Annotated in this window: 20 protein-coding genes; 8 read left to right on the forward strand and 12 right to left on the reverse strand. The window is 71.7% G+C overall.

All coding sequences use genetic code 11. The features are described from left to right. Window positions 1-59: 59 nt before the first annotated feature. The 4 genes from ACIQ8J_RS07120 to ACIQ8J_RS07135 all read right to left on the reverse strand — a co-directional run bounded on the left by ACIQ8J_RS07120 (window position 60) and on the right by ACIQ8J_RS07135 (window position 6887). On the reverse strand, window positions 60-3923 hold the full coding sequence (locus tag ACIQ8J_RS07120) for a multifunctional oxoglutarate decarboxylase/oxoglutarate dehydrogenase thiamine pyrophosphate-binding subunit/dihydrolipoyllysine-residue succinyltransferase subunit (RefSeq protein ID WP_403266754.1): 3864 nt from the start codon (window positions 3921-3923) through the stop codon (window positions 60-62). A 281-nt stretch (window positions 3924-4204) separates the two neighbouring features. Beyond that, window positions 4205-5302, reverse strand: a complete 1098-nt coding sequence (locus tag ACIQ8J_RS07125; protein WP_403267743.1) for an ATP-binding protein — start codon at window positions 5300-5302, stop codon at window positions 4205-4207. Between the two features lie 89 nt (window positions 5303-5391). Next, window positions 5392-6129, reverse strand: coding sequence for a response regulator transcription factor (locus ACIQ8J_RS07130; protein WP_329463074.1), 738 nt, complete (start codon window positions 6127-6129; stop codon window positions 5392-5394). 89 nt (window positions 6130-6218) lie between these two features. Further along, on the reverse strand, window positions 6219-6887 hold the full coding sequence (locus ACIQ8J_RS07135) for a spermidine synthase (protein WP_403266751.1): 669 nt from the start codon (window positions 6885-6887) through the stop codon (window positions 6219-6221). 297 nt (window positions 6888-7184) lie between these two features. Between ACIQ8J_RS07135 and ACIQ8J_RS07140 the strand changes: the two genes are divergently transcribed. Continuing rightward, a complete protein-coding gene (locus ACIQ8J_RS07140; protein WP_403266749.1) occupies window positions 7185-7922 on the forward strand; it encodes a rhomboid-like protein in 738 nt (245 codons plus the stop codon). A gap of 31 nt (window positions 7923-7953) precedes the next feature. Here the strand turns inward: ACIQ8J_RS07140 and ACIQ8J_RS07145 are convergent, their stop codons facing one another. After that, entirely contained in the window at window positions 7954-8616 is a 663-nt protein-coding gene (locus ACIQ8J_RS07145) for a GNAT family N-acetyltransferase (protein ID WP_403266746.1), read from the reverse strand. 158 nt (window positions 8617-8774) lie between these two features. On the opposite strand from ACIQ8J_RS07145, the gene lon reads away from it, so the two are divergent. Continuing rightward, window positions 8775-11189: an endopeptidase La gene (lon, locus tag ACIQ8J_RS07150; protein ID WP_403266743.1), complete on the forward strand. Its 2415-nt coding sequence runs from the start codon at window positions 8775-8777 to the stop codon at window positions 11187-11189. Window positions 11190-11216: 27 nt separating this feature from the next. Here lon and ACIQ8J_RS07155 read toward each other — a convergent pair whose 3' ends face one another. Both ACIQ8J_RS07155 and ACIQ8J_RS07160 read right to left on the reverse strand, forming a co-directional pair. Next, on the reverse strand, window positions 11217-12020 hold the full coding sequence (locus tag ACIQ8J_RS07155) for a trypsin-like serine peptidase (RefSeq protein ID WP_403266741.1): 804 nt from the start codon (window positions 12018-12020) through the stop codon (window positions 11217-11219). Window positions 12021-12147: 127 nt separating this feature from the next. Then, window positions 12148-13002 (reverse strand): lysozyme, encoded by an 855-nt coding sequence (locus tag ACIQ8J_RS07160; RefSeq protein WP_403266738.1) that lies wholly within the window; start codon window positions 13000-13002, stop codon window positions 12148-12150. Between the two features lie 331 nt (window positions 13003-13333). Here ACIQ8J_RS07160 and ACIQ8J_RS07165 point away from each other — a divergent pair, with 331 nt between their 5' ends. Then, complete coding sequence (locus tag ACIQ8J_RS07165; RefSeq protein WP_403266735.1) at window positions 13334-13786, forward strand: MarR family winged helix-turn-helix transcriptional regulator; 453 nt, start codon at window positions 13334-13336, stop codon at window positions 13784-13786. Between the two features lie 35 nt (window positions 13787-13821). Here ACIQ8J_RS07165 and ACIQ8J_RS07170 read toward each other — a convergent pair whose 3' ends face one another. Further along, window positions 13822-14607 (reverse strand): hypothetical protein, encoded by a 786-nt coding sequence (locus ACIQ8J_RS07170; protein WP_403266732.1) that lies wholly within the window; start codon window positions 14605-14607, stop codon window positions 13822-13824. A 336-nt stretch (window positions 14608-14943) separates the two neighbouring features. Between ACIQ8J_RS07170 and ACIQ8J_RS07175 the strand changes: the two genes are divergently transcribed. Genes ACIQ8J_RS07175 through ACIQ8J_RS07195 form a run of 5 tightly spaced genes read left to right on the forward strand, consistent with a single transcriptional unit; the run spans window position 14944 to window position 20278 of the window. After that, on the forward strand, window positions 14944-17484 hold the full coding sequence (locus tag ACIQ8J_RS07175) for a nitrate- and nitrite sensing domain-containing protein (RefSeq protein WP_403266729.1): 2541 nt from the start codon (window positions 14944-14946) through the stop codon (window positions 17482-17484). Continuing rightward, window positions 17481-17996 carry a roadblock/LC7 domain-containing protein gene (locus ACIQ8J_RS07180; RefSeq protein WP_403266726.1) on the forward strand — a complete coding sequence of 172 codons (516 nt, stop codon included), beginning with the start codon at window positions 17481-17483 and terminating at the stop codon, window positions 17994-17996. The genes ACIQ8J_RS07175 and ACIQ8J_RS07180 overlap by 4 nt, the downstream gene beginning before the upstream one ends. Continuing rightward, window positions 17993-18403 (forward strand): DUF742 domain-containing protein, encoded by a 411-nt coding sequence (locus ACIQ8J_RS07185; protein ID WP_403266723.1) that lies wholly within the window; start codon window positions 17993-17995, stop codon window positions 18401-18403. Before ACIQ8J_RS07180 ends, ACIQ8J_RS07185 begins: the two co-directional genes overlap by 4 nt. After that, window positions 18381-19001 carry a GTP-binding protein gene (locus ACIQ8J_RS07190; protein WP_403266720.1) on the forward strand — a complete coding sequence of 207 codons (621 nt, stop codon included), beginning with the start codon at window positions 18381-18383 and terminating at the stop codon, window positions 18999-19001. The genes ACIQ8J_RS07185 and ACIQ8J_RS07190 overlap by 23 nt, the downstream gene beginning before the upstream one ends. A gap of 41 nt (window positions 19002-19042) precedes the next feature. Then, window positions 19043-20278 (forward strand): styrene monooxygenase/indole monooxygenase family protein, encoded by a 1236-nt coding sequence (locus tag ACIQ8J_RS07195; protein ID WP_403266717.1) that lies wholly within the window; start codon window positions 19043-19045, stop codon window positions 20276-20278. Here the strand turns inward: ACIQ8J_RS07195 and ACIQ8J_RS07200 are convergent. The 4 genes from ACIQ8J_RS07200 to ACIQ8J_RS07215 all read right to left on the reverse strand — a co-directional run bounded on the left by ACIQ8J_RS07200 (window position 20275) and on the right by ACIQ8J_RS07215 (window position 23542). Next, on the reverse strand, window positions 20275-21450 hold the full coding sequence (locus tag ACIQ8J_RS07200; protein WP_403266714.1) for a C40 family peptidase: 1176 nt from the start codon (window positions 21448-21450) through the stop codon (window positions 20275-20277). The genes ACIQ8J_RS07195 and ACIQ8J_RS07200 overlap by 4 nt on opposite strands. A 100-nt stretch (window positions 21451-21550) precedes the next feature. Continuing rightward, complete coding sequence (locus ACIQ8J_RS07205) at window positions 21551-21850, reverse strand: hypothetical protein (protein WP_403266711.1); 300 nt, start codon at window positions 21848-21850, stop codon at window positions 21551-21553. A gap of 10 nt (window positions 21851-21860) precedes the next feature. After that, on the reverse strand, window positions 21861-22583 hold the full coding sequence (locus ACIQ8J_RS07210) for a TetR/AcrR family transcriptional regulator (RefSeq protein WP_403266708.1): 723 nt from the start codon (window positions 22581-22583) through the stop codon (window positions 21861-21863). A 29-nt stretch (window positions 22584-22612) separates the two neighbouring features. Then, on the reverse strand, window positions 22613-23542 hold the full coding sequence (locus tag ACIQ8J_RS07215; RefSeq protein WP_403266705.1) for a diiron oxygenase: 930 nt from the start codon (window positions 23540-23542) through the stop codon (window positions 22613-22615). Window positions 23543-23658: the final 116 nt, after the last annotated feature.

The following is a 23658-nucleotide window of genomic DNA, read 5'->3' on the forward strand; positions in this document are numbered from 1 at the left end:
CCCGGCATCCCGAGTCGATCGGGATGCCGGGCCCTCCGGCTGCGTACGGCAGGGGCGGACTAGGCCTCGAAGACCTCGTTCACCAGCTGCTCCTGCTCCTGCTCGTGGCGCTTCTTCGAACCCACCGCCGGGGACGAGCCGTGCGGGCGCGAGATGCGGCGCAGGCGCTCGCCGTGCGGCACGTCCGCGCCGACGGCCAGGTCCAGGTGGTCGATCAGGTTGAGCGCGATGAACGGCCAGGCACCCTGGTTCGCCGGCTCCTCCTGGGCCCACAGGTACTTCTCGGCGTTCGGGAACTTCGCGATCTCCGCCTGGAGCTCGGCACCCGGCAGCGGGTACAGACGCTCGATACGGATAATCGCCGTGTTGGCAGCCGCAGCGTCCGTCGCGCCGCGCCTCTCGCGCTCGGCGGCCAGGTCGTAGTAGACCTTGCCCGCGCAGAAGACGACCTTGCGGACCGCGTTCGGGTCCACGTGCTCGTCGCCGATCACCGGGCGGAAGCCGCCGTTGGTGAACTCCTCCGCCTTCGACGCCGCCGCCTTCAGACGCAGCATCGACTTCGGGGTGAAGACGATCAGCGGCTTGTGGTGCGGGTTGTGGACCTGCCAGCGCAGCAGGTGGAAGTAGTTCGACGGGAGCGTCGGCATCGCGACCGTCATGTTGTTCTGCGCGCACATCTGGAGGAAGCGCTCCGGGCGGGCGGACGAGTGGTCCGGGCCCTGGCCCTCGTAGCCGTGCGGCAGCAGCAGCGTGACGCCGGAGGTCTGGCCCCACTTCTGCTCCGCCGACGAGATGAACTCGTCCACCACCGTCTGGGCGCCGTTGACGAAGTCGCCGAACTGCGCCTCCCACATCACCAGGGACTCGGGACGGGCCAGCGAGTAGCCGTACTCGAAGCCCATCGCCGCGTACTCGGAGAGCAGCGAGTCGTAGACGTTGTAGCGCGCCTGGTCGTCGGAGAGGTACAGCAGCGGCGTGTAGTCCTCGCCCGTGACCTGGTCGACCAGGACCGCGTGGCGCTGGCCGAAGGTGCCGCGGCGGGTGTCCTGGCCGGACAGCCGGACCGGGACGCCCTCCATGAGCAGCGAGCCGATGGCGAGGGTCTCGCCCATGCCCCAGTCGATCGTGCCGTCCTCGACCGAAGCCGCGCGGCGCTGCATCTGCGGCATCAGACGCGGGTGGACGGTGATCCGCTCCGGGATGTTCACCTGCGACTCGGCGATGCGCTTGACGACCTCCTGGGAGACCGCCGTGGAGACCGCGACCGGGAACTGCGCCTGCGCGTCGGAGGAGGGGATCTCGCCCGGCGCCGAGGTGGCCTCGCGGACCTCCGCGAACACCTTCTCCAGCTGGCCCTGGAAGTCCTGCAGGGCCTGCTCGGCCTCTTCCAGGGTGATGTCGCCGCGACCGATGAGCGACTCGGTGTACAGCTTGCGCACCGAGCGCTTCTTGTCGATCAGGTTGTACATCTGCGGGTTGGTGAACTGCGGGTTGTCGCCCTCGTTGTGACCGCGGCGGCGGTAGCAGATGAGGTCGATCACGACGTCCTTGTTGAACGTCTGGCGGAACTCGAAGGCGAGCCGCGCGACGCGGACCACGGCCTCCGGGTCGTCGCCGTTCACGTGGATGATCGGCGCCTCGATCATGCGGGCCACGTCGGTGGCGTACATGGACGAGCGCGACGACTCCGGGGCGGCGGTGAAGCCGACCTGGTTGTTGATCACGATGTGCACGGTGCCGCCGGTGCGGTAGCCGCGCAGCTGCGACATGTTCAGCGTCTCGGCGACGACACCCTGGCCGGCGAAGGCCGCGTCACCGTGCAGGGCGACCGGCAGGACCGTGAAGTCCGTGCCGCCCTTGTTGATGACGTCCTGCTTGGCGCGGGCGACACCTTCGAGGACCGGGTCGACCGCCTCCAGGTGCGAGGGGTTCGCGACGAGGGAGACCTTGATCTGCTCGCCGTCCAGGCCCGTGAAGGTGCCGGAGGCGCCCAGGTGGTACTTCACGTCGCCGGAGCCGTGCATCGACTTCGGGTCGAGGTTGCCCTCGAACTCGCGGAAGATCTGCGCGTACGACTTGCCGACGATGTTGGCGAGCACGTTCAGCCGGCCGCGGTGGGCCATGCCGATGACGACCTCGTCGAGCCGCGCCTCGGCGGCGGAGTCGATCACCGCGTCGAGCAGCGGGATCACGGACTCCCCGCCCTCCAGCGAGAACCGCTTCTGGCCGACGTACTTCGTCTGCAGGAAGGTCTCGAACGCCTCGGCCGCGTTCAGGCGGCGCAGGATGCGCAGCTGCTCCTCGCGCTCCGGCTTGGAGTGCGAGCGCTCGACGCGGTCCTGGATCCACTTGCGCTGCTTGGGGTCCTGGATGTGCATGAACTCGATGCCGGTGGTGCGGCAGTACGAGTCGCGCAGCACGCCGAGCACGTCGCGCAGCTTCATCAGGGACTTGCCGGCGAACCCGCCGACCGCGAACTCCCGCTCCAGGTCCCACAGGGTGAGGCCGTGCTCGGTGATGTCCAGGTCGGGGTGCTTGCGCTGGCGGTACTCCAGCGGGTCGGTGTCGGCCATGACGTGGCCGCGGACCCGGTAGGAGTGGATCAGCTCGAAGACGCGGGCGGCCTTGGTGACGTCGTCGTCGTGCGAGGCGTCGATGTCCTTGAGCCAGCGGACCGGCTCGTAGGGGATGCGCAGCGCCTCGAAGATGTCGTCGTAGAAGCCGCCGTCGCCGAGGAGGTAGTTCGCGACGACCCGCAGGAACTCGCCGGAGGCGGCACCCTGGATGACCCGGTGGTCGTACGTCGAGGTGAGGGTCATCACCTTCGAGATGCCCAGCTTGTTCAGGGTGTCCTGGGAGGTGCCCTGGAACTCGGCCGGGTAGTCCATCGAGCCGACGCCCATGATGACCGACTGACCGGGCATCAGGCGGGGGACCGAGTGGACGGTGCCGAGGCCGCCCGGGTTGGTGAGGGAGACCGTCACGCCCGTGAAGTCGTCCATCGTCAGCTTGTTGTTGCGGGCGCGGCGGACGATGTCCTCGTACGCCTGCCAGAACTCGAAGAAGTTGAGCGTCTCGGCCTTCTTGATGCCGGCGACGACGAGCTGGCGGTCGCCGTTCGGCTTCACCAGGTCGATGGCCAGGCCGAAGTTCACGTGCTCCGGCTTGACCAGGGTCGGCTTGCCGTCCTTCTCCACGAAGGAGTGGTTCATCGACGGCATGGCCTTGATGGCCTGCACCATGGCGTAGCCGATGAGGTGGGTGAAGGAGACCTTCCCGCCCCGGGCGCGCTTGAGGTGGTTGTTGATGACGATGCGGTTGTCGAACAGAAGCTTCACCGGGACGGCGCGGACGGACGTGGCCGTCGGCATCTCCAGCGAGGCGTTCATGTTCTTGGCGACCGCGGCGGCGGGGCCGCGCAGCGTCACGTACTCGGGACCGGCCGGGGCCTCGGTCGCCTCGGTCGCCTCGGCCGCCTTGGCGGCGGGCTTGGCGGCGGGCTTGGCGGGCGCGGCAGCGGCCGCGGGCTTCGCCGGAGCCGGAGCGGCCGCCGGGGTGGCCGGCGCCGCGGGTGCCGGGGCGGCCTGGACCGGAGCGGCGGGTACGGCCGGGGCAGGGGCCGCAGGCGCGGCTGCCGCAGCCCCCGCGGCTGCGGCGGGTGCACCAGGGGTGCGCGCGGCGTCGGCCGCCCCAGTGGAGCCGGTGCTTGCACCGGAGGGCTTGTCCGCCGTGCCGGTGCTACCCGGCTTGTAGTCGGCGAAGAAGTCCCACCAGGCACGGTCGACCGAATTGGGGTCCTGGAGGTACTGCTGATAGATCTCGTCGACAAGCCACTCATTGGCACCGAAGCCGGCCGCAGGGTTCTTGCCCTGCCCGTCTTGGTCGGTCGAGACGCTCGAATTACTGGGGGACTGAGACGACACGGCGGTAACCGCCCTCTTCCGCTTCACAAGGTGATGGACAGCGGAAATAAAGGCTACGCCTCCCTGGCCTGGACGTGCAGGCCGGGCATGCCACAGTCGCGTAAGTCACACCGAAGGGCGGGTTTCGCGGCTTGAAATGGCGGGAAACAAGCGTGGTTCCGCTTCTCCGCGAGCCGCTTCGGGTATGCGACAGCGTGGCTGCGACCCCCTGGCCCGCACCCCTGATCGACCGCTTCCGCTGAACACCACGCAGAACGGCTGCTTCCGGTTCGAACTTTACGTCAACTTTGCTGCCGGGGGATGCCCGGGAGGGTGACCTGGATCCGGCAGCCCCGGGCGGATTCGGCCACGCCGATCCGGCCACCGTGGAGATCCACCGCCCAGCGCGCGATCGCGAGGCCCAGACCGGTGCCGCCGTCGCTGCCCGGACCGTGCGGCGAGGGCGCGGTGCCCCGGTTGAAGCGCTCGAAGACGCGGTGCCACTCCGACTGCGGAATGCCGGGCCCCTCGTCGAGGACCTCCAGGTCGAGCGACTCGGGATGCGGGCCGCGGCGGGCCCGTACGGTCACGCGGCCGTGCGGCGGGGAGTGCTTGACGGCGTTGTCGATGAGGTTGGCGACCACCTGGTGCAGCCGCTCGGCGTCCGCGTGCGCGGTCAGCTCGGGCGGCGACACGTCCAGGTGGAGATGGACGTCGGCGCGCTGGTGGTTGCCCGAGCCGGAGGACAGGCGGCGCTGGGCGGCCGCCAGATTGGCCTCCTTGAGGACACCCGACAGATACGGCCACACCTCGAAGCGGTGGGCGCGCAGCGTCACGACGCCGTTGTCGAGGCGGGAGAGGTCCAGCAGGGTCTCGACGAGGCGGCCGAGGCGTTCGGTCTGCTTGAGCGCCGTGCGCATCGTCTCGGGGTCGGCGGCCGACACCCCGTCCACGACGTTCTCCAGGACCGCGCGCAGCGCCGCGATGGGCGTGCGCAGCTCGTGCGAGACATTCGCCACGAGCTCCTTGCGGTGCCGGTCCACGGCCTCCAGGTCGTCCGCCATGCGGTTGATGGTGCCCGCGAGGTCGCCGAGTTCGTCGCGGCGGTCGGCGCCGCGCACCCGGCGCGTGTAGTCGCCGTGCGAGATGGCGCGGGCGACGGTGTTCATCTCGTCCAGCGGGGCGGTGAGCCCGTGGGCGACGAACTGGGTGATCAACAGGGTCGCTATCACCGAGAACACCGTGATGAAACGGAGCTCGGTGCGGGTCTGCAGCGCCACCATGAGCAGCCCGGTGGTGATGAAGACGGAGACCACGACCAGCGAGCCCAGCTTGGTCTTGATCGAAATGGAGACCGACCGCAGTCCGGCCCTGATCCGGCCGCCGAGCCCGCGCCGCATCCGGGCGAAGGCGTCGCGTCTGGCCGGCTCGTCCCAGCCGGGCCGCTCGCCGCTGCCCCGCAGCTGCCGGGCCCGGTCTCCGGCCCGGCTCATGGCGCCGGGGTCTCCAGGGCGTACCCGACGCCGTGGACGGTACGGATGCGCTCGGCCCCGATCTTCCGGCGCAGCGCCTTGATGTGGCTGTCCACGGTGCGGGTGCCGGACGCGTCGGCCCAGTCCCACACCTCGGCCAGCAGCTGCTCGCGGGAGAGCACGGCGCGCGGGGTGTTCGCCAGACAGCTCAGCAGGTCGAACTCGGTCGGCGTCAGGTGGACGTCCTCGCCGCGCACCCGCACCCGGCGCTGGGCGTGGTCGATCTCCAGCTCGCCGAGGCGCAGTATGCCGGTGCGCGGGGTGGCGGCGGCCAGCGCCGCCCGCTCCACCCGGCGCAGCAGGACGTGCACCCGGGCCGCGAGCTCGCGCATCGAGAACGGCTTGGTCATGTAGTCGTCGGCGCCGACGCCGAGCCCGACGAGCATGTCCGTCTCGTCGTCGCGAGCCGTCAGCATGAGGACCGGCACCGGCCGGCGGGCCTGGACCCGGCGGCAGACCTCCAGGCCGTCGAAGCCCGGCAGCATGATGTCGAGGACCATCAGGTCCGGCTGCCAGGCCTCGGCCGTGTCGACGGCGGCGGGGCCGTCGACGGCCGTCTGCACCTGGAAGCCCTCGGCCCGCAGACGGGCCGCGATGGCGTCGACGATCGTCGTGTCGTCCTCGACGACCAGCACCCTGCGCTGGGCGCCGGGGGTCGCCGCGACGCCGTTGTGCCCGGTGTGTGTCTGCTCCATCGGTTGCCCCGCCCTGCTGTGCTCGCCCGGGGATCCGTGGGGTGATCCCCTGTGTCGGTCAGAGACTAGAGGCACCTTCCGTCTCTCGGCTACGCAGGGCGAACGCCGAGATGGACCACGTCAGGGACGCCCCGGGCAACTCGCACCTCTTCGGTATGTACCCCGGTGAACCCGGCATTCCGGAGAGCCTGTTCAAAGGCCGCGGACGGCTGTGCGGACCAGAGGGCGAGCACCCCGCCGGGGTTCAACCGCCGTGCGCAGTGGGCGAGTCCGGCCGGCGAGTAGAGCCCGCCGTTGCCCTCCGTGACGGTCCAGTCGGGCCCGTTGTCGATGTCGAGGCAGAGCGCGTCGTAGGTGTCCTGTGCCGTACGTACGTAATCGACCAGATCGGCATGGATGATCCGGGTACGGGAATCGGACAGAGCCGGGCCCGAAATGGCGCCGAGCGGGCCCGAGCGGTGCCAGTCGATGATCGCCTGTTCCCTCTCCAGGACGGCGACTTGGCCCCAGCGCGCGTCCCGCACGGCGTGGGCGAGCGAGAAGCCGACGCCGAGTCCGCCGATCAGCAGGGAGGGTTTCGCGCCGCCCGCCGGAAGTGTGTCGTACGCCGCATCGATGAGGAGGCGTTCCGAGCGGCCGTCCGAAGTGTCCATGAGGAAGCACCCGTTGGCGATGATCTCGAAATGCGCTCCGCGCTGCCGCAGCACGACTTCCCCGTGGGGTCCCTGGCGCCGGTCGAGGGTGGCGATGTCGTCCATGGCTGCGAGGATGCCCGCCCGTCGGTGCCGGCGCACCCGGATTCCCGGTCACCGCCCCGGATCGCCCCCGCGGACCACACCGGTGGCCCACCCCGGGCCGGGAGAGACCGGCCGTGGACGCACAGGAAGCGTTAAAGGTTGTCCGGTGTGGCGCACGCCATAGACGGGCCCGGATCCGTTCGCGGAGGGTAAGCGTTGTAGGGACGTAAGCGAGTACGGAACACGGCCGGGGACGCGGACGTGGCTCGACGATTCGGGGCGGCGCACGCCGTGCCCCGGGGAAGGGGCCCCACCCCGGTGCACCCGCTCGAATCCGCCGAGCCCGCCGCCACGGCCGGCCTCCTTGAGGTGGTCCCGCCGCAGCGGCCCAGGATCGAGCCCGCCGACGTGCCGGTCTCCGGCGTACGGACCGGGCTCGCCCGGGTCCGCGAGCTCCTGCCCTCGCCGGCGTCGACGCCGTTCACGTTCGGCTACGCCCTGCTGCTCCTGGCGACCTCGCTGTACACCGAGTACGGCGACCCGCACACCGTGGACGCCCTGCTCCAGGAGTCGAGCACCGATGTGGCCCATCTGCTGACGGCGCCGGTCCCCGCCCTGTTCGCGAGCGCGCTGTGGATCGCCGGGGGCATCGGGTCGCCGTACGCGCTGGTCTTCGTCTTCGTGCTCGCCGCGCTGGAGCGCCGCATAGGCGGCTGGCGCACGGCGGGCGTCTTCCTGCTCGGCCATGTGGTGGCGACCCTGGCCACCGAGGTCCCGGTCGCGCTGTCGGTGCTGGCCGGGTACCTCCCGGAGAGTTCGCTGCACCGGCTGGACTACGGCATCAGCTTCGGCCTGATGGCGACCGTGGGCGCACTCGCCGGCCTGCTCGCACCGGCCCTGCGCTGGTGCGCGCTGGGCGCGGTGAGCGTGCTGCTGGCGCTGGACCTGCTGGCGATGGTGGAGCCCCTCGCGGCGTGGGGCCACCCGGTTGCCCTCCTCGCGGGCGTGGCGTGCTGGCCGGCGGTGCGCACGGCCGGTGCTCGCCCCGGAAACTGAGGGGCCGAGCCCGGTCGGGCCCGTGTCGGTGTCAGGCCGGTGTCGGCTGGAAGTACAGGCTCGCCATCGGTGAGTGGGTCTGCCAGCCCAGGGACGCGTAGAGGGAGCGGCCCTCCGGGGTGCCGACCAGGATGCCGGTGGTGGCGCCCGCCTCGTACGCCGCGTTCTGGAGCGTCCGCATGACCAGGCTGCCCAGGCCCCGGCGCTGGTGCTCGGGGGCCGTCTCGATCTGGTCGGCGACGGCCGTCGGGCCCGCCTGGGCGATCTGGCCGCGCGCCGCGAAGTGGCCCTCGTCCGTGCGGACGAGGACGCGCGTGACGCCGGCGCGGGTCCAGGTCGTGAGGGTGTATCCGGCCGGAACGGCGGGCCGCTCGGCGGCGAGCGGGACCGTCATCAGATGGCCGGGCTTGTCGAAGTGCCAGCCCTCGCCCAGCCAGGGCCGCACCGTGTCGTCGGTGGCGAACAGCTTCAGCCAGGTCCCGGGCGCGCTGGTCGCGGCCACGAGCGCGCGCACATCGGCCTCGGCGGGCGCGGGAAGCACATGGCGCGACACGTGGTTGAGGTGTCCGGCGTCGATCGTCCAGCCCCATGGCCGGTCGATGGGGTCCGAGGTCCCGCGCGACACGATCCAGCCGTCGATCCAGGCCCGCACGAGCGTGCCGACCGCGGCTTCACCCGTCACTGTCGCTGTCACTGCCAACCCCCTGTATGTAATGGCTGAAGTTCGACGGCAAGTCTTACATAGAGCAGCTCGCGGGTGTGATCGCTCAGAGCGAACAGCCCCTGGGGAACATTCCTCGACTCACATGCATTGAGTCGGCATAGCTCAACTTGACTGCCGAAGGGGAGATCATGGCTACCGAGTCCACGGCGTACACACCGATCAGCCTGCCCGTGCTGCCGCTCGACGACGAGGTCGTGCTGCCCGGCATGGTGGTGCCGCTCGACCTGTCCGACGCCGATGTCCGGGCCGCCGTCGAGGCCGCCCAGGCCGGTGCGCACGGCGGTCCGGGCAAGCCGCAGGTGCTGCTGGTGCCGCGGATCGACGGCACGTACGCCGCGACCGGTGTGCTCGGGACCGTCGAGCAGGTCGGACGGCTTTCCGACGGCGACCCGGGCGCCCTCATCCGGGGCCGCCACCGGGTGCGGATCGGAGCCGGGACCACCGGACCCGGCGCCGCGCTCTGGGTGGAGGGCACCCGGGTCGAGGAGACCCTCGCCGACCCCCTGCCCGGACACGTCACCGAACTCGTCAAGGAATACAAGGCGCTCGCCACCAACTGGCTGAAGAAGCGCGGTGCTTGGCAGGTCGTCGACCGGGTGCAGCAGATCGAGGGCGTGTCCGCGCTCGCCGACAACTCCGGCTACTCGCCGTTCCTGACCACCGCCCAGAAGGTCGAGCTCCTGGAGACCGCCGACCCGGTCGCCCGCCTCAAGCTCGCCACCGAGCACCTGCGCGACCACCTCGCCGAGCAGGACGTCGCCGAGTCCATCGCCAAGGACGTACAGGAAGGCGTGGACAAGCAGCAGCGCGAGTTCCTGCTGCGCCGCCAGCTCGACGCCGTACGCAAGGAGCTGCGCGAGCTCAACGGCGAGGGCGGCGAGGAGGACGAGAGCGACGACTACCGCGCCCGCGTCGAGGCCGCCGACCTCCCCGAGAAGGTCCGCGAGGCCGCGCTCAAGGAGGTCGACAAGCTGGAGCGCTCCAGCGACCAGTCGCCCGAGGGCTCCTGGATCAGGACCTGGCTGGACACCGTCCTCGAACTGCCGTGGAACGAGACCACCGAGGACGTGTACGACATTCGGGGCGCCAGGGCGATCCTGGACGCCGAGCACGCGGGCCTGCAGGACGTGAAGGAGCGGATCACCGAATACCTGGCGGTGCGCAAGCGGCGTGCCGACCGGGGGCTCGGGGTCGTGGGCGGCCGCCGCGGCGGCGCCGTCCTCGCGCTCGTCGGCCCGCCCGGCGTCGGCAAGACCTCGCTGGGCGAGTCCGTGGCGCACGCGATGGGACGCAAGTTCGTGCGCGTCGCGCTCGGCGGCGTACGGGACGAGGCCGAGATCCGCGGACACCGCCGTACGTACGTCGGCGCCCTGCCCGGCCGGATCGTGCGGGCCATCAAGGAGGCCGGGTCCATGAACCCGGTCGTGCTGCTCGACGAGATCGACAAGGTGGGCTCCGACTTCCGGGGCGACCCGGCGGCCGCGCTGCTCGAAGTCCTCGACCCGGCGCAGAACCACACCTTCCGCGACCACTACCTGGAGGTCGAACTCGACCTGAGCGACGTGGTCTTCCTCGCCACCGCCAACGTCCTCGAAGCCATCCCCGAGGCGCTGCTCGACCGCATGGAACTGGTCAGGCTCGACGGCTACACCGAGGACGAGAAGGTCGTCATCGCCCGGGACCACCTGCTGCCGCGCCAGCTGGAGCGGGCCGGTCTGGAGTCCGGCGAGGTCGTGCTCGAAGACGCCTCGCTGCGCAAGCTCGCGGGGGAGTACACGAGGGAGGCGGGCGTCCGGAACCTGGAGCGCTCGATCGCCCGGCTGCTCCGCAAGGTGGCCGCGCAGCACGAACTGGGCGGCCAGGAGCTGCCGTTCACCATCGCCCCCGACGATCTGCGCAAGCTGATCGGGCGCCCGCACCACGTGCCCGAGTCCGCCCAGGACCCGGCCGAGCGGCGCACCGCGGTACCGGGCGTGGCCACCGGCCTCGCCGTCACCGGGGCGGGCGGCGACGTCCTGTTCGTGGAGGCCTCCCTCGCCGACCCGGAGACGGGCGCGGCGGGCCTGACCCTGACCGGTCAGCTCGGCGACGTGATGAAGGAGTCCGCGCAGATCGCGCTGAGCTTCCTGCGCTCGCACGGGGCCGAACTGGAGCTCGCGGTGGGCGACTTGAAGGACCGGGGCGTGCACGTCCACTTCCCGGCGGGCGCGGTCCCCAAGGACGGACCGAGCGCGGGCATCACCCTGGTCACCGCGCTGTCCTCGCTGCTGTCCGGGCGGCTGGTCCGTACGGATGTGGCGATGACCGGCGAGGTGTCGCTGACCGGACGGGTGCTGCCGATCGGCGGCCTCAAGCAGAAGCTGCTCGCCGCGCACCGTGCCGGGATCACTACCGTGGTGATCCCCAAGCGGAACGAGGCGGACCTCGACGATGTGCCGGCGGAGGTCCTGGAGAAGCTGGAGGTGCACCCGGTGACGGATGTCCGTCAGGTCCTGGAGATCGCGCTCTCCCCGGCGGAGCTGCCGGTCGCGGCGGCTGCCTAGTACGGCGCGGTCGCCGGAGGGGGTTCCTCAGGCGTGCGTGGCCCGCTCGTACAGCGAGCGGGCCTTCGTGTCGAACAGGGCGGCCGTCGACTCGACATCCGTGTCGCCGCCGCTCAGGACGCCGATGATCCGCCCCATCCGGTCCGGGTCCCGGTAGTCGAGCAGCCAGGGGCTGCCGCTCGTGCCGACCCAGAAGCCGCCGCACGTCATGCGCATCATCGCGGCGGCGTCGGGGTCCCGGTGGGTGTCGGTGGTGCACATGACCGGCCGGTTGTCGGGGTTGTGGTCCTCCTCCGGATAACCGATCACGGTCACCCGCTCGTCGGGGGCCGCGCCCCACTCGGGCGTCGAGGAGCCGACCACGCTCTGCACGCTCCGGCCCTTGGCGTCCGGGTCGACCGTGAGGAAGGCGTAGTCCACCGCGTCCTCGTGGTTCTCGGACCACTTGTCGTCGATTTGCACGGCCCGCACCTTCCACTTCCCGTACGGGTACGTGCCCTTGGCGGCGCCGGAGAAGCCGGGCGCGAACTCCAGGCCGTCGAGCGGGCCGGCCGCGCAGTGTGCCGCGGTGGCGATGACGTTGCCCCGCGGGCTGTCCACGACGCTCGCGGTGCAGTAGTGGTCGTCGCCGTTGAGCAGTACGCCGACCGACGGCATCCTGGGCGCCGCGACCGCGGTGGTCTGCGTGCCGAGCGGCGAGGACTCGGGAGTGCTGCTCGGAGAGCTGTCCGACTGCGGCGACGAGGCCGCCGGCCCGCCGCATCCCGCGCCGCCGACCGCGACGACCGCGACCAGGGCCACCGCCCGCCACACCACTCCCAACCTGAGCATGCCCCCCATCCTTACTCATGCCGCGCGCGGGATGGGGTCAGGTGTGCGGACGGTGGTTCGTTCGGGGGCGGCGAAAAGCCCCCGGCGCCGGGGCGCCGGGGGCCGTGTTCGCCGCGAAAGGTGCTGGTCAGCCGTTGGCCAGCGCCTGGAGTCGGTCGTACGCGCCGTTGAACCTGGAGTGGTCGCCGACCGTCGGGCCGGACGAGGTGTACTGCCACATCGTGTAAAAGCCCCAGCCGGCCGGCAGCGTGCCCGGGTCGGTGTTGTAGCGGGCGATCCAGAGCGGGTTGGTGGAGCCGAAGGCGCCCGAGTCGCCGGTGCACTCGCTCCACCAGCTGGCCGCGGTGTAGATCACCGCGTCGCGGCCGGTACGGGCCCGGTACTGGCCCAGGAAGTCGCTGATCCAGCCGACCATCCCGGCCGCCGACTTGCCGTAACAGGCCGCGCCGTACGGGTTCCACTCGATGTCGAGCGCGCCCGGCAGGGTCAGTCCGTCGCCGGACCAGCCGCCGCCGTGGTCCACGAAGTAGTCGGCCTGGGTGGCGCCGCTCGTCGTGTCCGGGGTCGCGAAGTGGTAGGCGCCGCGGATCATGCCGACGTCGTACGAGCCGTTGTACTGCTGCGCGAAGTAGGGGTTCCGGTAGTACGTGCCCTCGGTGGCCTTGACGTAGGCCCACTTCACGCCGCTGTTCCACAGGGTGGACCAGTCGACGTTGCCGTTGTGGCTGCTGGTGTCGACGCCCTCTGTCTGCGCGGTCTGCGCCGCGCGCTGATCGCGCGGCAGACCGCCCACGCCGTCGTGCGCGGCGACGCCCATGCCCAGGGTCGCGGAGCCGCGGACCGGGGTGTCGGCGGCCCGCACCGGAGTGTCGGCGGCCCCCGACGTTTCGGTGAATCCGAGGACGAGGGCGAGGGAGGAGAGGAGGATCCCGGCCGCGGTGACGGTGCCGCGGCGGGCCGTTCCGGATCTGTGCACGGGCATTGCGTGCCTCCGAAAGGCTCGGTGGGGCTGGGGACTTGACCGGCCCTGTCGACATGCCGAGGTGTCGCTGTGGACATGTCAGAAAAGACGCTACGCACGTAGACCACCGGCGCGAAAGAGGCTTCGGGCTGTGCCGTTGGTTCAGACCTGTGACGGCGGCGACACGCTGCGACGACTGCGTGGCCTGGAAGAAACTTTCATCCGGCGTTGGCCCGGTCGTCATGCCCGGCCGCGCCGCGGATACCGAGACCCGGCCGGAAGGTACCGGCCGACGGGCGTGCCCGGTGCACAGCGGGCTGGGAAATACTGTGCCGTCACGACACACCACGGGATGGGAGCCGATGTGCACGGTCCGGACCAGGAGTTCCTCGCGCTCGAACGCGAGCTGGCGGTCTTTCTGCGGCGGGCCAGGGCCTCGTCCGGCGAGATGGCCCGCGAGGTTCACCCCGAGCTGGAGCCGGCGGCGTACGGCCTGCTCGTACGCCTCGACGAGGCGGGGCCGCAGCGTGCGACCGAGCTCGCCGGGTACTTCGGTGTCGGCAAGGCGACGATGAGCCGCCAGCTCCATGCCCTGGAGGACCTCGGGCTCGTCGCCCGCGAGCCCGACCCGGCGGACGGGCGGGCGTCCCTGGTCCGCATCACGCAGGAGGGCGAGGCGCGGTTCGGGCGGGTGCGCGACGCGCGGCGCGAGCGGTACGTCCGCAAGCTGGCGGGCTGGGACCGGGCCGAGATCTCCGAACTGGCCCGCCTGCTCCGCCAGCTGAACGCGGCGGCGGAAAGCTGACCGCCGGGGGCGGGGAACAGGCCGGGCGGAGCCCCCTACGGCTCCGCCACCACCACCGTCGCGTCGTCGTGCCGCTTCCCGCCCCTCACGAACACCCGCTCCACGTCCGCCGATTCCAGCTCCCGCACCCGCTCGATCAGCCCCTGTGCCCCCGCCTTGCGGACCAGCGCCACGCAGTCCGCCCAGGAACCCTCGCGGAACTTCTCGACCCAGCGGGTCGCCCCGTCGGTGAGGGCGAGGACCGTACGCACCGAGGCGAGCGGCTCGCGGCCGGTCACCGCGCGGGCGGCCACCGACGGGTCCGCGGCCGCCGTGAAGAAGCCGCCCTCCTTGTTGCGGACCAGCGCGTCGGCCACCGCCTCGGTGGCCAGCGACGCCGGGGGCAGCCGGTCGATGCGGTCGTCGAGGACGGCCCGCACCGTGCCCCCGGGGGATTCGAGGAGCAGCGCCGAGTCCGACAGGACGAGGTACTCCAGCTCGGCCGCGTCCCAACGCGCCAGCACCACCGTTGCCTGAGGCGTGCGCGGGTGAGAAAGGTCACAGGTGTCGCTGTGCGCGTCGGCGGTGCGTCGAATGGACTCGGCCAAGATTTCGGTCAGCGTCATATCCCGCCGCGAAGCCGACAGTTCGGTCAAAGCGCCGCCGAGCCGGGCGGTGAACCAGGGCACGTCGTGCACACAGTCGCCATTGCCGGGCGGCGGCGTCACGCCGTCGAGGACGACGAGCAGACCGCCCAGGCCGGACGCGGGCAGTGCGGTGGCGGCCCAGTCCTCATTGGGGCGGGCGGGGTCTCCGGAGGTGGTGGCGAGCTCCATGCGCATGCCGGCCAGTCTGCACGACGCCTTCACCGGGTCTCCATGGCCGCCGCCGCGTGGCGAACGTCCCGTCAATTGGCCTGTACCAGCGGGCGAACTGCGGGATTTCGGGTGGAATCCGCTGCTCCGCCGAGCTGTGGGCGGGCATCCTGCCAAAGGCCGCGCGGAAGTTCCAACCGGCGTCGCGCACGAGCGGGGCCGCGCATTCCGCGGGAGTTGATGGTCAACTCCCGAGTGATGTTGACTCGTTCAGGTGGCCGAGCAGTGACTACTCGTCATGACCAGTCGTCACCTTGGCTTCCTTGGTGGACTGGCGAACACGAGTGAAGATTGAGAGCACCGGTGCAGAACAAGCGGCCTCGGGGCAGCGACGGCACACGCGCAGAACGCACCGCACGGGTGCGGAGCCGCCTGGTCGTCTCCGTCGCCGTTGTCTCCCTCACGGTGCTCGGAGCCGGTGCGCCCGCCCTCGTCACGGCCTCCGCGGACCTCACGGACTCCCAGCACCTGGTCACCCTCGCCCAGCTCAACCAGCAGGCGGTCAGCCTCGCCCACGCGCTCGGTGACGAGCGGGACGGCGTCACGCAGTACGTCGCGGGCGGCCGGGCGAGCGGCAAGGACGGGGCGCTCAAGGAACCCGCGGCCCGCGTCGACCGCCAGATCGACGAGATCCGCGCCACCGCGCCCGCCGGCCTCGCGCGCGATCTCGCCACCGTGCCGGCCGTCCGCCGCACCGCGCTGACCGGCAAGGGCTCGGCCCTGGAGGCGCAGCAGGCGTACTCCGACGTCATCGCCAAGCTGCTCTCCATCGCCGACGAGCTCGCCGACCGCACGCCCCCGCGCGCCGCCCGGGCCGTCCGGGCGCCGGGCGCGCTCGGACGGGCCGTCGAGCAGGCCTCGGCCACCCGGGGGCTGCTGCTCGGCGCGCTCTCGGTGCCGTCCGCGCCGACCGTCAAGGTGTACGACCCGGTCACCGGCAAGTACGTACAGAAGGAGAAGGAGGGCGGCGACGCGGGCCGGGGGCGGGACGGGCTGAGCGCCGCCGCCCAGCAGGCGCACGTGCGCGAGCAGTCCGCGCTGGCCGACTTCGACCAGGCCGCCGGCGCGGACGCCCGCGACAAGGTCGCCAGCACCGTCGCCGGGCCCGAGGTGGACGCCGCCGACGGATTTCTCACCCGCCTCACCGACCAGCCCCAGCTCACCCCCGCCGAGCGGAAGTCCGACCCGGTCGCGGTCGGCGCCGCGCTCTCCGCGAGGATCGACCGGATGCGCGGCGCCGAGGCGGCCCTCGCCACCTCCGAGGCCAAGCGGTTCGAGCAGCTGCGGGACGACGACGTGACCGCCCTGGAGATCCGGATCGGCCTGATCGGCGCGCTGCTGCTGCTCGCCATCGGGGTCTCCTCGGCCACCGCCCGCAGCCTGACCCGCCCGCTCGCCGTGCTGCGGCTCGGCTCGGCCCGGCTCGCCGAGGCGTCCGAAGCCCCCGAGACCGCAGAGCCGGTGCGCTTCACCGGTCGCAACGACGAGTTCGCCCAGGTCGTACGGTCCCTCAACGAGCTGCACCGCAAGCTCCTCGACCAGCACGCGCGGGCCGCCGAGCTGGACCAGGATCTCGCCCGGCAGCGCGGCCGCCAGTCCCGCCTCGCCGCCGAGAAGGGCGAACTCCTCGGCCAGGTGCGGGAGTTGGCTGCCGAGCTGGAGCGGTCCCAGGGCACCGTCAAGCACGCCTTCGTCAATCTCGCGCTGCGCAGCCTCGGCCTGATCGAGCGCCAGCTCGCCGTCATCGAGACCCTGGAGGAGCGCGAGGAGGACCCGGACCAGCTCGCCGTCCTCTTCAAGCTCGACCACATGGCCACGGTCATCCGCCGCCACGGCGAGAACCTCCTGGTCCTGGCCGGCACCGAGCACCACCACAACCACCCGGGCCCGGTGCCGCTGGTCGACGTGATGCGGGCCGCGGTCAGCGAGATCGAACGGTACGAGCGCGTCGCCATCCAGGCCCTGCCGCCGCACGCCCAGGTCGCCGGTTTCGCCGCCGACGACCTGAGCCACCTGGTCGCCGAGCTCCTTGAGAACGCCACCTCCTTCTCGCCGCCCGAGGCCCAAGTGACGCTCTCCGGCTGGCAGTTGGAGGGCGGCGAGATCATGCTCTCGGTCCAGGACGAGGGCATAGGGGTGCCCCCGGAGCGGCGCGCCGAGCTGAACCGGCGGCTCATCGACCCGTCCTCGTACGAACCCGGCGAGCCCGGCACCGAGGCGGGCGGCCTCGGTCTGCACGTCTCGGCGCTGCTCGCGCGCAGGCACGGCGTGCGCATCGAACTGCGCGAGCAGAAGCAGGGCGGCGTCGCGGCGGTCGTGGTGCTGCCCGAGCCGATCCTGCCGGTCGCGCCGCCGACGGCCCTGCCGCACACGATGACCGTGCCGGGCGGCGCGCCCCGGTTCACGCTGCCGGGCGCGCTCGCCGAGGCCAACTCCAATGTGCTGCCGGAGCGTACGGAACGGTCCGGGGAGGTGGCGAGGCCCGCCCCTGCGGAGCCCGCCGAACCCGCCGAGCCCGCCGAGCCCGCCGAGTCCGAAGCGGTCCCCGTCGACGAGCCGACGTTCGAGATGCGGCTTCCCGACCCTCGCCCGGCCGAGCCCGAGCCGCCCGAGCAGCGGGTCACGGACAAGGGGCTGCCCAAGCGGACCCCCAAAGTGGTGCAGGCCGGGCCCGCAACGTCGCAGGAGCGCAAGGGCGGCACCGACGCCGCCGAGGCGCTGCGGCGCAGGCTCGGCGGTTTCCAGCAGGGCGCGAAGGAAGGCCGCCGCGACGTGGCGGCGGAAATCGAAGAGACGCAACAGCAGGCAGACACGGGGGAGACAGTCGAGGAGGTACGCAGATGAGTGCGACCGGCACCGGTACCGGCAGGGCCGGTAGCGGCACGTCTGGCACCGGCACGATCGGAGCGAGCACCGAGGCCCGCAATCTGCAGTGGCTGCTCGGGAACCTGGTCGAGGAGGTGCCAGGGCTCATCTCCGTAGCGGTCGTCTCGTCGGACGGGCTGCTGCTGCTCTCCTCCGACCCGGAGCAGCGGCAGGTCACCGTCAGCCGCACGGGCCCGCGCGGCTCCAGCGCCGACCTCGCCACCATCGTTTCCGGCATCGGCAGCCTGACCGTCGGGGCCGCCCGGCTCATGGACGGCGGCAACGTCAAGCAGACGATGGTCACGATGGAGGAGGGCAGCGTCTTCGTCATGGCCATCAGCGACGGCTCGCTGCTCGGCGTGCACGCCACCCCGGACTGCGACATGAGCGTGGTCGCGTACCACATGGCGCTCTTCGTGGGCCGCGCCGGACACGTTCTGACCCCCGAAGTCCGCAGCGAGCTGCGCCAGTCGATGGAGGCCGCCCAGTGACCCCGCCCGCCGCGAAACCCGCGAGGCTCCCGGTGCGCGGAGCGGACCGCAAGCCCGCCCGCGTCCGCCCGTACTCGCTCACCGGCGGCCGCACCCGCTTCGGCCACGTCCTCCTGGTGGAGACGTTCGTCGCGGCGATCGAGGCGCCCCCCGAGCGCAAGGAACTCGGCGGCAGCCAGGCGCGGATCATGCCGGAGATGCTGGCCATCGTGGAGATCTGCCGCGCCATGCGCACGGTCGCCGAGATCTCCGCGCTCCTGAAGATGCCGCTCGGCGTGGTGCGTGTGCTGCTCAGCGACCTGGCCGACCAGGGAAGGATCCGTGTGTACGGGACCGGGCACAGCTCGGGACAGCCCGACCGCGCACTGCTCGAAAGGGTGCTGAGTGGACTCCGCCGCCGCCTCTGAACTCCTCGGTCCCGACGAGGAGTTGCTCCCCTGGCAGCAGGACCGCAGCCGGGCCCCCATCGCGACGAAGGTCGTGGTCGCGGGCGGCTTCGGCGTGGGCAAGACCACCTTCGTCTCCTCGGTCTCCGAGATCACCCCGCTCCAGACCGAGGCGGTGATGACCCGGGCCAGCGAGGCCACCGACGACCTGACGGCGACCCCGGAGAAGCTGACCACCACGGTCGCCATGGACTTCGGCCGCATCACCCTGGACGACGACCTCGTCCTGTACGTGTTCGGCACGCCGGGGCAGCAGCGGTTCTGGTTCATGTGGGACGACATCGTGCGCGGCGCGATCGGTGCGGTCGTGCTCGCCGACACCCGGCGCCTGTCGGACTGCTTCCCCGCGCTCGACTACTTCGAGAGCTGCGGACTTCCGTACATCGTGGCCGTCAACCACTTCGAGGGCACCGAGTCCTTCGAGGCCGACGACGTGCGCGAGGCGCTCACCGTGCCGCCGCGCATCCCGGTGCTGATCATGGACGCGCGCAACCGGACCACGGTGATCGAGTCCCTGCTCGGCCTGGTGGGCCACGCCCTGGAAGCCTGCCCCGAATAGCCCCCCCACGCTCGCTACGCACCCACGGAGAACGGACCCGCATGCGGAGAATACTCATAGTCGGCGCCGGTCAGTCCGGTCTTCAGCTGGCCCTCGGACTCCAGGCGCAGGGGTACGAGGTCACCCTGATGTCCAACCGCACGGCGGACGAGATCCGGTCCGGCCGGGTCATGTCCACGCAGTGCATGTTCCACACCGCGCTCCAGCACGAGCGCGACCTCGCGGTGAACTTCTGGGAGTCCCAGGCCCCGCGCATCGAGGGCCTCGGCGTCTCGGTCGCCGCGCCCGACTCCTCCCGTGCCGTCGACTGGGTGGGGAAGCTCGACGGCATCGCGCAGTCCGTCGACCAGCGGGTCAAGATGGCCGGCTGGATGGAGGCCTTCGCCCAGCGCGGCGGCCAGCTGGTCATCCACGGCGCGGCCGTCTCCGACCTCGACTTCTTCGCCCGCACCTACGACCTGGTCCTGGTCTCCGCGGGCAAGGGCGAGCTCGTCTCGATGTTCGGCCGCGACGCCTCCCGCTCCCCGTACGCCGAGCCGCAGCGCGCGCTCGCCGTCTCCTACGTCCACGGGCTCGGCCCCCGCCCCGAGCACCCCGAGATGGACGCGGTCCGCTGCAATCTGGTCCCGGGGGTGGGCGAGCTCTTCGTCATGCCGACCCTGACCACCTCGGGCCGCGCGGACATCCTGTTCTGGGAGGGCGTCCCCGGCGGCCCCGTCGACGTGTTCAACGGCGTGAAGGATCCCGGAGAGCACCTGGCGCTCACGCTGGAATTGATGGAGAAGTTCACGCCCTGGGAGTACGCGCGGGCCACCGAGGTCGAACTCACCGACGCGGGCGGCACGTTGGCGGGCCGCTACGCTCCGACGGTCCGCAACCCGATCGGCCGGCTGCCCGGCGGCGGACTGGTGCTCGGCGTCGCCGACGTGGTCGTCGCCAACGACCCGATCACCGGCCAGGGCTCCAACTCGGCCGCCAAGTGCGCCGCTTCGTACCTCTCCTCGATCGTGGAGCACGGTGACGCGGAGTTCGACGAGGCGTGGATGCGGGCCGCCTTCGACCGGTACTGGGACACCGCCCAGCACGTGGTGAAGTGGACCAACGCGATGCTCGGCGTCCCCCCGGAGCACGTCCTGAACCTGATCGGCGCGGCGGGTCAACTCCCGCCCGTGGCCGACCGGTTCGCCAACGGCTTCGACAACCCGGCGGACTTCGAGAACTTCTTCTTCGACCCGGAGAAGGCGGGCGCCTACCTCGCCGAGGTAGCGGGCGCCTAGTCCTCCTTGGGCCCGGACTCCGCCGAGTAGCCCGCGTCCGCTCCCTCCGCCGCGGCCTCCGGGAGCCTCGGGGGCCGGTACCAGGACAGCGGGGCCGCCGCCGGGTCCGGGCGGACCGCGCCGAGGAGGGGGTTCGCGGCGATCGGGGAGACCTTGACGCGGGTGCCGGGGCGGGGGGCCTGCACCACAAGACCGTCGCCCAGGTACATCGCCACATGGGTGGCCTTGGGGAAGTAGATCACCAGGTCGCCGGGGCGCAGCGAGGTCAGCGGGACGCGCGGCAGTTCGGCCCACTGCTCCTGGCTGGTGCGCGGGATCGAGCGGCCCGCGTGCGCCCACGCCTGTGAGGTGAGCCCCGAGCAGTCGTAGGACTCGGGGCCCTCGGCGCCCCACACGTACGGCTTGCCGATCTGGTCGACGGCGTACGTGAGCGCCCGGTCGCCCTCGGACGACGGCGCCCGCCGGCCGCTCAGCGCACCCGAGGCGAGCAGGCTCTGCTGCGCCTTGGCCGTGCCCTGCCGCTCCAGCCGGGCGAGCTCGGCCAGCTGGTCGAGGGTGAGGCCGGCGAGCAACTGCTCCACCGCCTTGAGGCGGAGCTCGACGTCCTCCTTCGCCTGTTGCTGCCGCCTCGCCAGCGCCTGCTGCTCCTCCAGCGCCTTGCGCGAGGCCTCCGCGAGCTCGGTGGCCTGCCGCTCGCCGCGGGTGAGGCGGGCCACCGAGGCCTGGCGTTCGCGGGCGGCGCGGTCGAGCAGTCGGCGCTGGTCGAGCGCACTCTGCGGATCGCGGGCCAGCAACATCCGTACGTACGTGGAGAGTTCGCCGCGGCCCTGGTACTGCGCGCGGGCCAGCTGCCCGGCGGCGCCGCGGCTGCGCGCCAGCGCGGTCCGGGCGTCGGCCAGCGAACCCGCCAGCCTCTGCTGCTCGGCCTCGCGCCGCTTCAGCTCGACATCGGCGGTCTTGTACGCCTCGGTCGCCTCCTCCGTCTGCTGGTACAGCGTCTGGAGCCGGACCAGGAGCGAGGCCGTCGAGGTCTCGGGCGGCTGCGCGGGCAGCGCGGCGGAGGACTCGCCGGGCGGCTGCGGCACGGCCGCCGCCCGCGGGGCCACCGCCGCCGTCACCAGCGCCGTGGCGACGGCCGCCGCCGTGCACACCGAGCGCACGCGACCTGACATGTGCTCACCTCCGGTCAGGGGACGGCCGGTCCGGCCCCATCGGATCGTGGCACGGGCGATCGCAACAATCTCCGCGAGAAGGGTGAATGGGGTATTCGGCTCACTCGTGCGGCGGCAGCCCGGTGCGGCGGCTTGCGCCGCCGCCCTTGCGCGTCCACGGCCAGCGGCGCGGCTCGCGGCCCTCGGGCACGTAGGTGTACTTCCAGCCGCGCGGCAACCCGAGCCGCTTGCTGTGGGAAGCCGGTTCGAGCCGGTAGGCGTACACCGTCGCCGGCCCGCCGTCCGGGTCCGGCACGGGCACCTCGTACCACTGCGGCGGCCTGCCGGTCGGGCCGGTCAGTACCGGCAGGACGCGCCCGTCGAGGGGGCCGCCCACAAAGAGGGTGTTCTCGCTTCGCACCCCTCAAGTCTCACAGCAGGTGCGCGGCCCCGCTCACGACGGGTATGACCCGGCGGGCCAGGACACCGGCCGCGCCCTCGGCGGACTCCTGGGCCAGCGCGGCCCTCACCACCGCCGCGGTCTGCTCGTCGGTGGTGGCCGTCGCGGTGAGCAGCGCCACCAGATGGTCCACCAGCCAGTCGCGCAGCTCGGGCAGCGGCGGCTGCTTGTCCTCGTCCAGCCAGATGAGGGAGGCCGCCTCGACCGCCGCGATCCAGGTGCGCACCATCATCCGCAGCCGCGGGCCCGGCGCCGCCACCTGGAGGTGGACCAGGATCTGCTCGGCCGCGGCCCGCCGCACCTCGTCCACGATCGCCGTCGTGCGGGACGTCTCGGCCACGCTGCCGCCCTGGAGCAGCGCCGAGAACCCCGCGTCGTGCTGGTCGACGAAGGCGAGGTAGCGGTCCAGGGCACGGGCCAGGCGCCGGGTGAGCGGGCCGCTCTGCACCTCGGCGAAGCACAGCTCCAGTTCGTCGGCGGCCGAACGCAGCGCCACCTCGTACAACTGCTGCTTGCCGCCCGGGAAGTAGCGGTAGACCAGCGGCCGCGACACCCCGGCCGCCTCGGCCACGTCGTCCAGGGAGACGTCCTCCGGCGCCCGGTGCGCGAAGAGCGAGAGCGCCGCGCCGAGGAGTTGGGTGCGGCGCTCCTCGACGCTGAGCCTGCGGTACGCGGGGGTGGTGGGGGAGGCCATGGATGCAGCGTAATCCCCGCGATGGCCCGTTATGCCAGGAGTCCCGAGCTCTTCCAGAGCCGTCGGCTCACTCCGTTCAGTACGCCTATGTCGTCCAGGAATTCGGTCAGGCGGCCCGCGCCGCTGCGCATGACCTCGCGGCGGTGGCCGCTCGCCTTCACCTGGGCCACGGCCTGCCCGCGGTCCAGGCCCACGTTCTCGTACACCTTCGGGTTGACGAAGCAGGTGGCGAAGACGCGGGCCGCCTCGCCGCAGCTGACCCGGGTCAACTCCCGTTCCCAGCACGGCGCGGTGACCATCTGGCGCCTCAACTCCTCGCGGGCGTACCGGACATGGCGCGCCTCCTCGACCACGTGGATGCGGGTCACGCCGCGCACCAGGGTCTGGACGCGCTCGTCCGGGAAGGTCAGGCGCTGCATCCAGTCGAGGATCTCCTCGCCGAGCAGGGTGGCCGCGAAGGAGCCCGGGGTGGTGGAGACGGTCTTCAGGACTCGGGCGAGGTTGTGGTAGAGGCGCGGCACCGGGTACGACGGTGCGCCGCCCTTCTTGATCATGCGGGCGAACATCATCGAGTGGCGGCACTCGTCCGCGATCTCGGTGAGCGCGTACCGGACGTGGTTGCTGGTGAGCGACTTGTCGTAGATGTGCCGTACGAGCAGCTGCATCAGGATGATCTCGAACCAGATGCCGAGCGAGGCGAGCGAGGCGGCCTCGTGTCGGGCCAGGTCCATGCGCTGCTCCTCGGACATCCTGCGCCACAGCGGGGTGTCGTACAGCGAGACGAGCTCCGGCGGCCAGAACCACTTCCCGTCCTCGACGGGGGCGTCCCAGTCCAGTTCCCGGTCCGGGTCGAAGGAGTGCTTGGCGGACGATTCGAGCAGCCGCTCGGCGACCTGCTCGCGGTCCCTGAGCAGGCCCAGTGCGTCGCGGAGCGCATCGCGTTCGGTCACGGTAGTCATGGCGAGGGGCACCTCGTGGCTGGGTTACCGGGGGTCGCCTCTTATGAGACTCTGCGTCAGCAAGCCCGTCAATCCCTTGTGCGCGACTTGTTGACCCGGCGTCTACCACCATGTGA

Origin of the sequence: Streptomyces sp. NPDC094147 (assembly GCF_044764265.1) — a bacterium.
In the GTDB taxonomy this organism is placed as follows: domain Bacteria; phylum Actinomycetota; class Actinomycetes; order Streptomycetales; family Streptomycetaceae; genus Streptomyces.

Bases quoted from the DNA above. Each gene is read 5' to 3' on its own strand.
- ACIQ8J_RS07200 (WP_403266714.1), bottom strand. From the start codon at position 21,450: ATGTCAGGTCGCGTGCGCTCGGTGTGCACGGCGGCGGCCGTCGCCACG.
- ACIQ8J_RS07155 (WP_403266741.1), bottom strand. From the start codon at position 12,020: ATGCTCAGGTTGGGAGTGGTGTGGCGGGCGGTGGCCCTGGTCGCGGTC.
- ACIQ8J_RS07130 (WP_329463074.1), bottom strand. From the start codon at position 6,129: ATGGAGCAGACACACACCGGGCACAACGGCGTCGCGGCGACCCCCGGC.
- ACIQ8J_RS07210 (WP_403266708.1), bottom strand. From the start codon at position 22,583: ATGGCCTCCCCCACCACCCCCGCGTACCGCAGGCTCAGCGTCGAGGAG.
- ACIQ8J_RS07135 (WP_403266751.1), bottom strand. From the start codon at position 6,887: ATGGACGACATCGCCACCCTCGACCGGCGCCAGGGACCCCACGGGGAA.
- ACIQ8J_RS07195 (WP_403266717.1), top strand. From the start codon at position 19,043: ATGCGGAGAATACTCATAGTCGGCGCCGGTCAGTCCGGTCTTCAGCTG.
- ACIQ8J_RS07215 (WP_403266705.1), bottom strand. From the start codon at position 23,542: ATGACTACCGTGACCGAACGCGATGCGCTCCGCGACGCACTGGGCCTG.
- ACIQ8J_RS07180 (WP_403266726.1), top strand. From the start codon at position 17,481: ATGAGTGCGACCGGCACCGGTACCGGCAGGGCCGGTAGCGGCACGTCT.
- ACIQ8J_RS07165 (WP_403266735.1), top strand. From the start codon at position 13,334: ATGGGAGCCGATGTGCACGGTCCGGACCAGGAGTTCCTCGCGCTCGAA.
- ACIQ8J_RS07160 (WP_403266738.1), bottom strand. From the start codon at position 13,002: ATGCCCGTGCACAGATCCGGAACGGCCCGCCGCGGCACCGTCACCGCG.
- ACIQ8J_RS07125 (WP_403267743.1), bottom strand. From the start codon at position 5,302: ATGCGGCGCGGGCTCGGCGGCCGGATCAGGGCCGGACTGCGGTCGGTC.
- lon (WP_403266743.1), top strand. From the start codon at position 8,775: ATGGCTACCGAGTCCACGGCGTACACACCGATCAGCCTGCCCGTGCTG.
- ACIQ8J_RS07170 (WP_403266732.1), bottom strand. From the start codon at position 14,607: ATGCGCATGGAGCTCGCCACCACCTCCGGAGACCCCGCCCGCCCCAAT.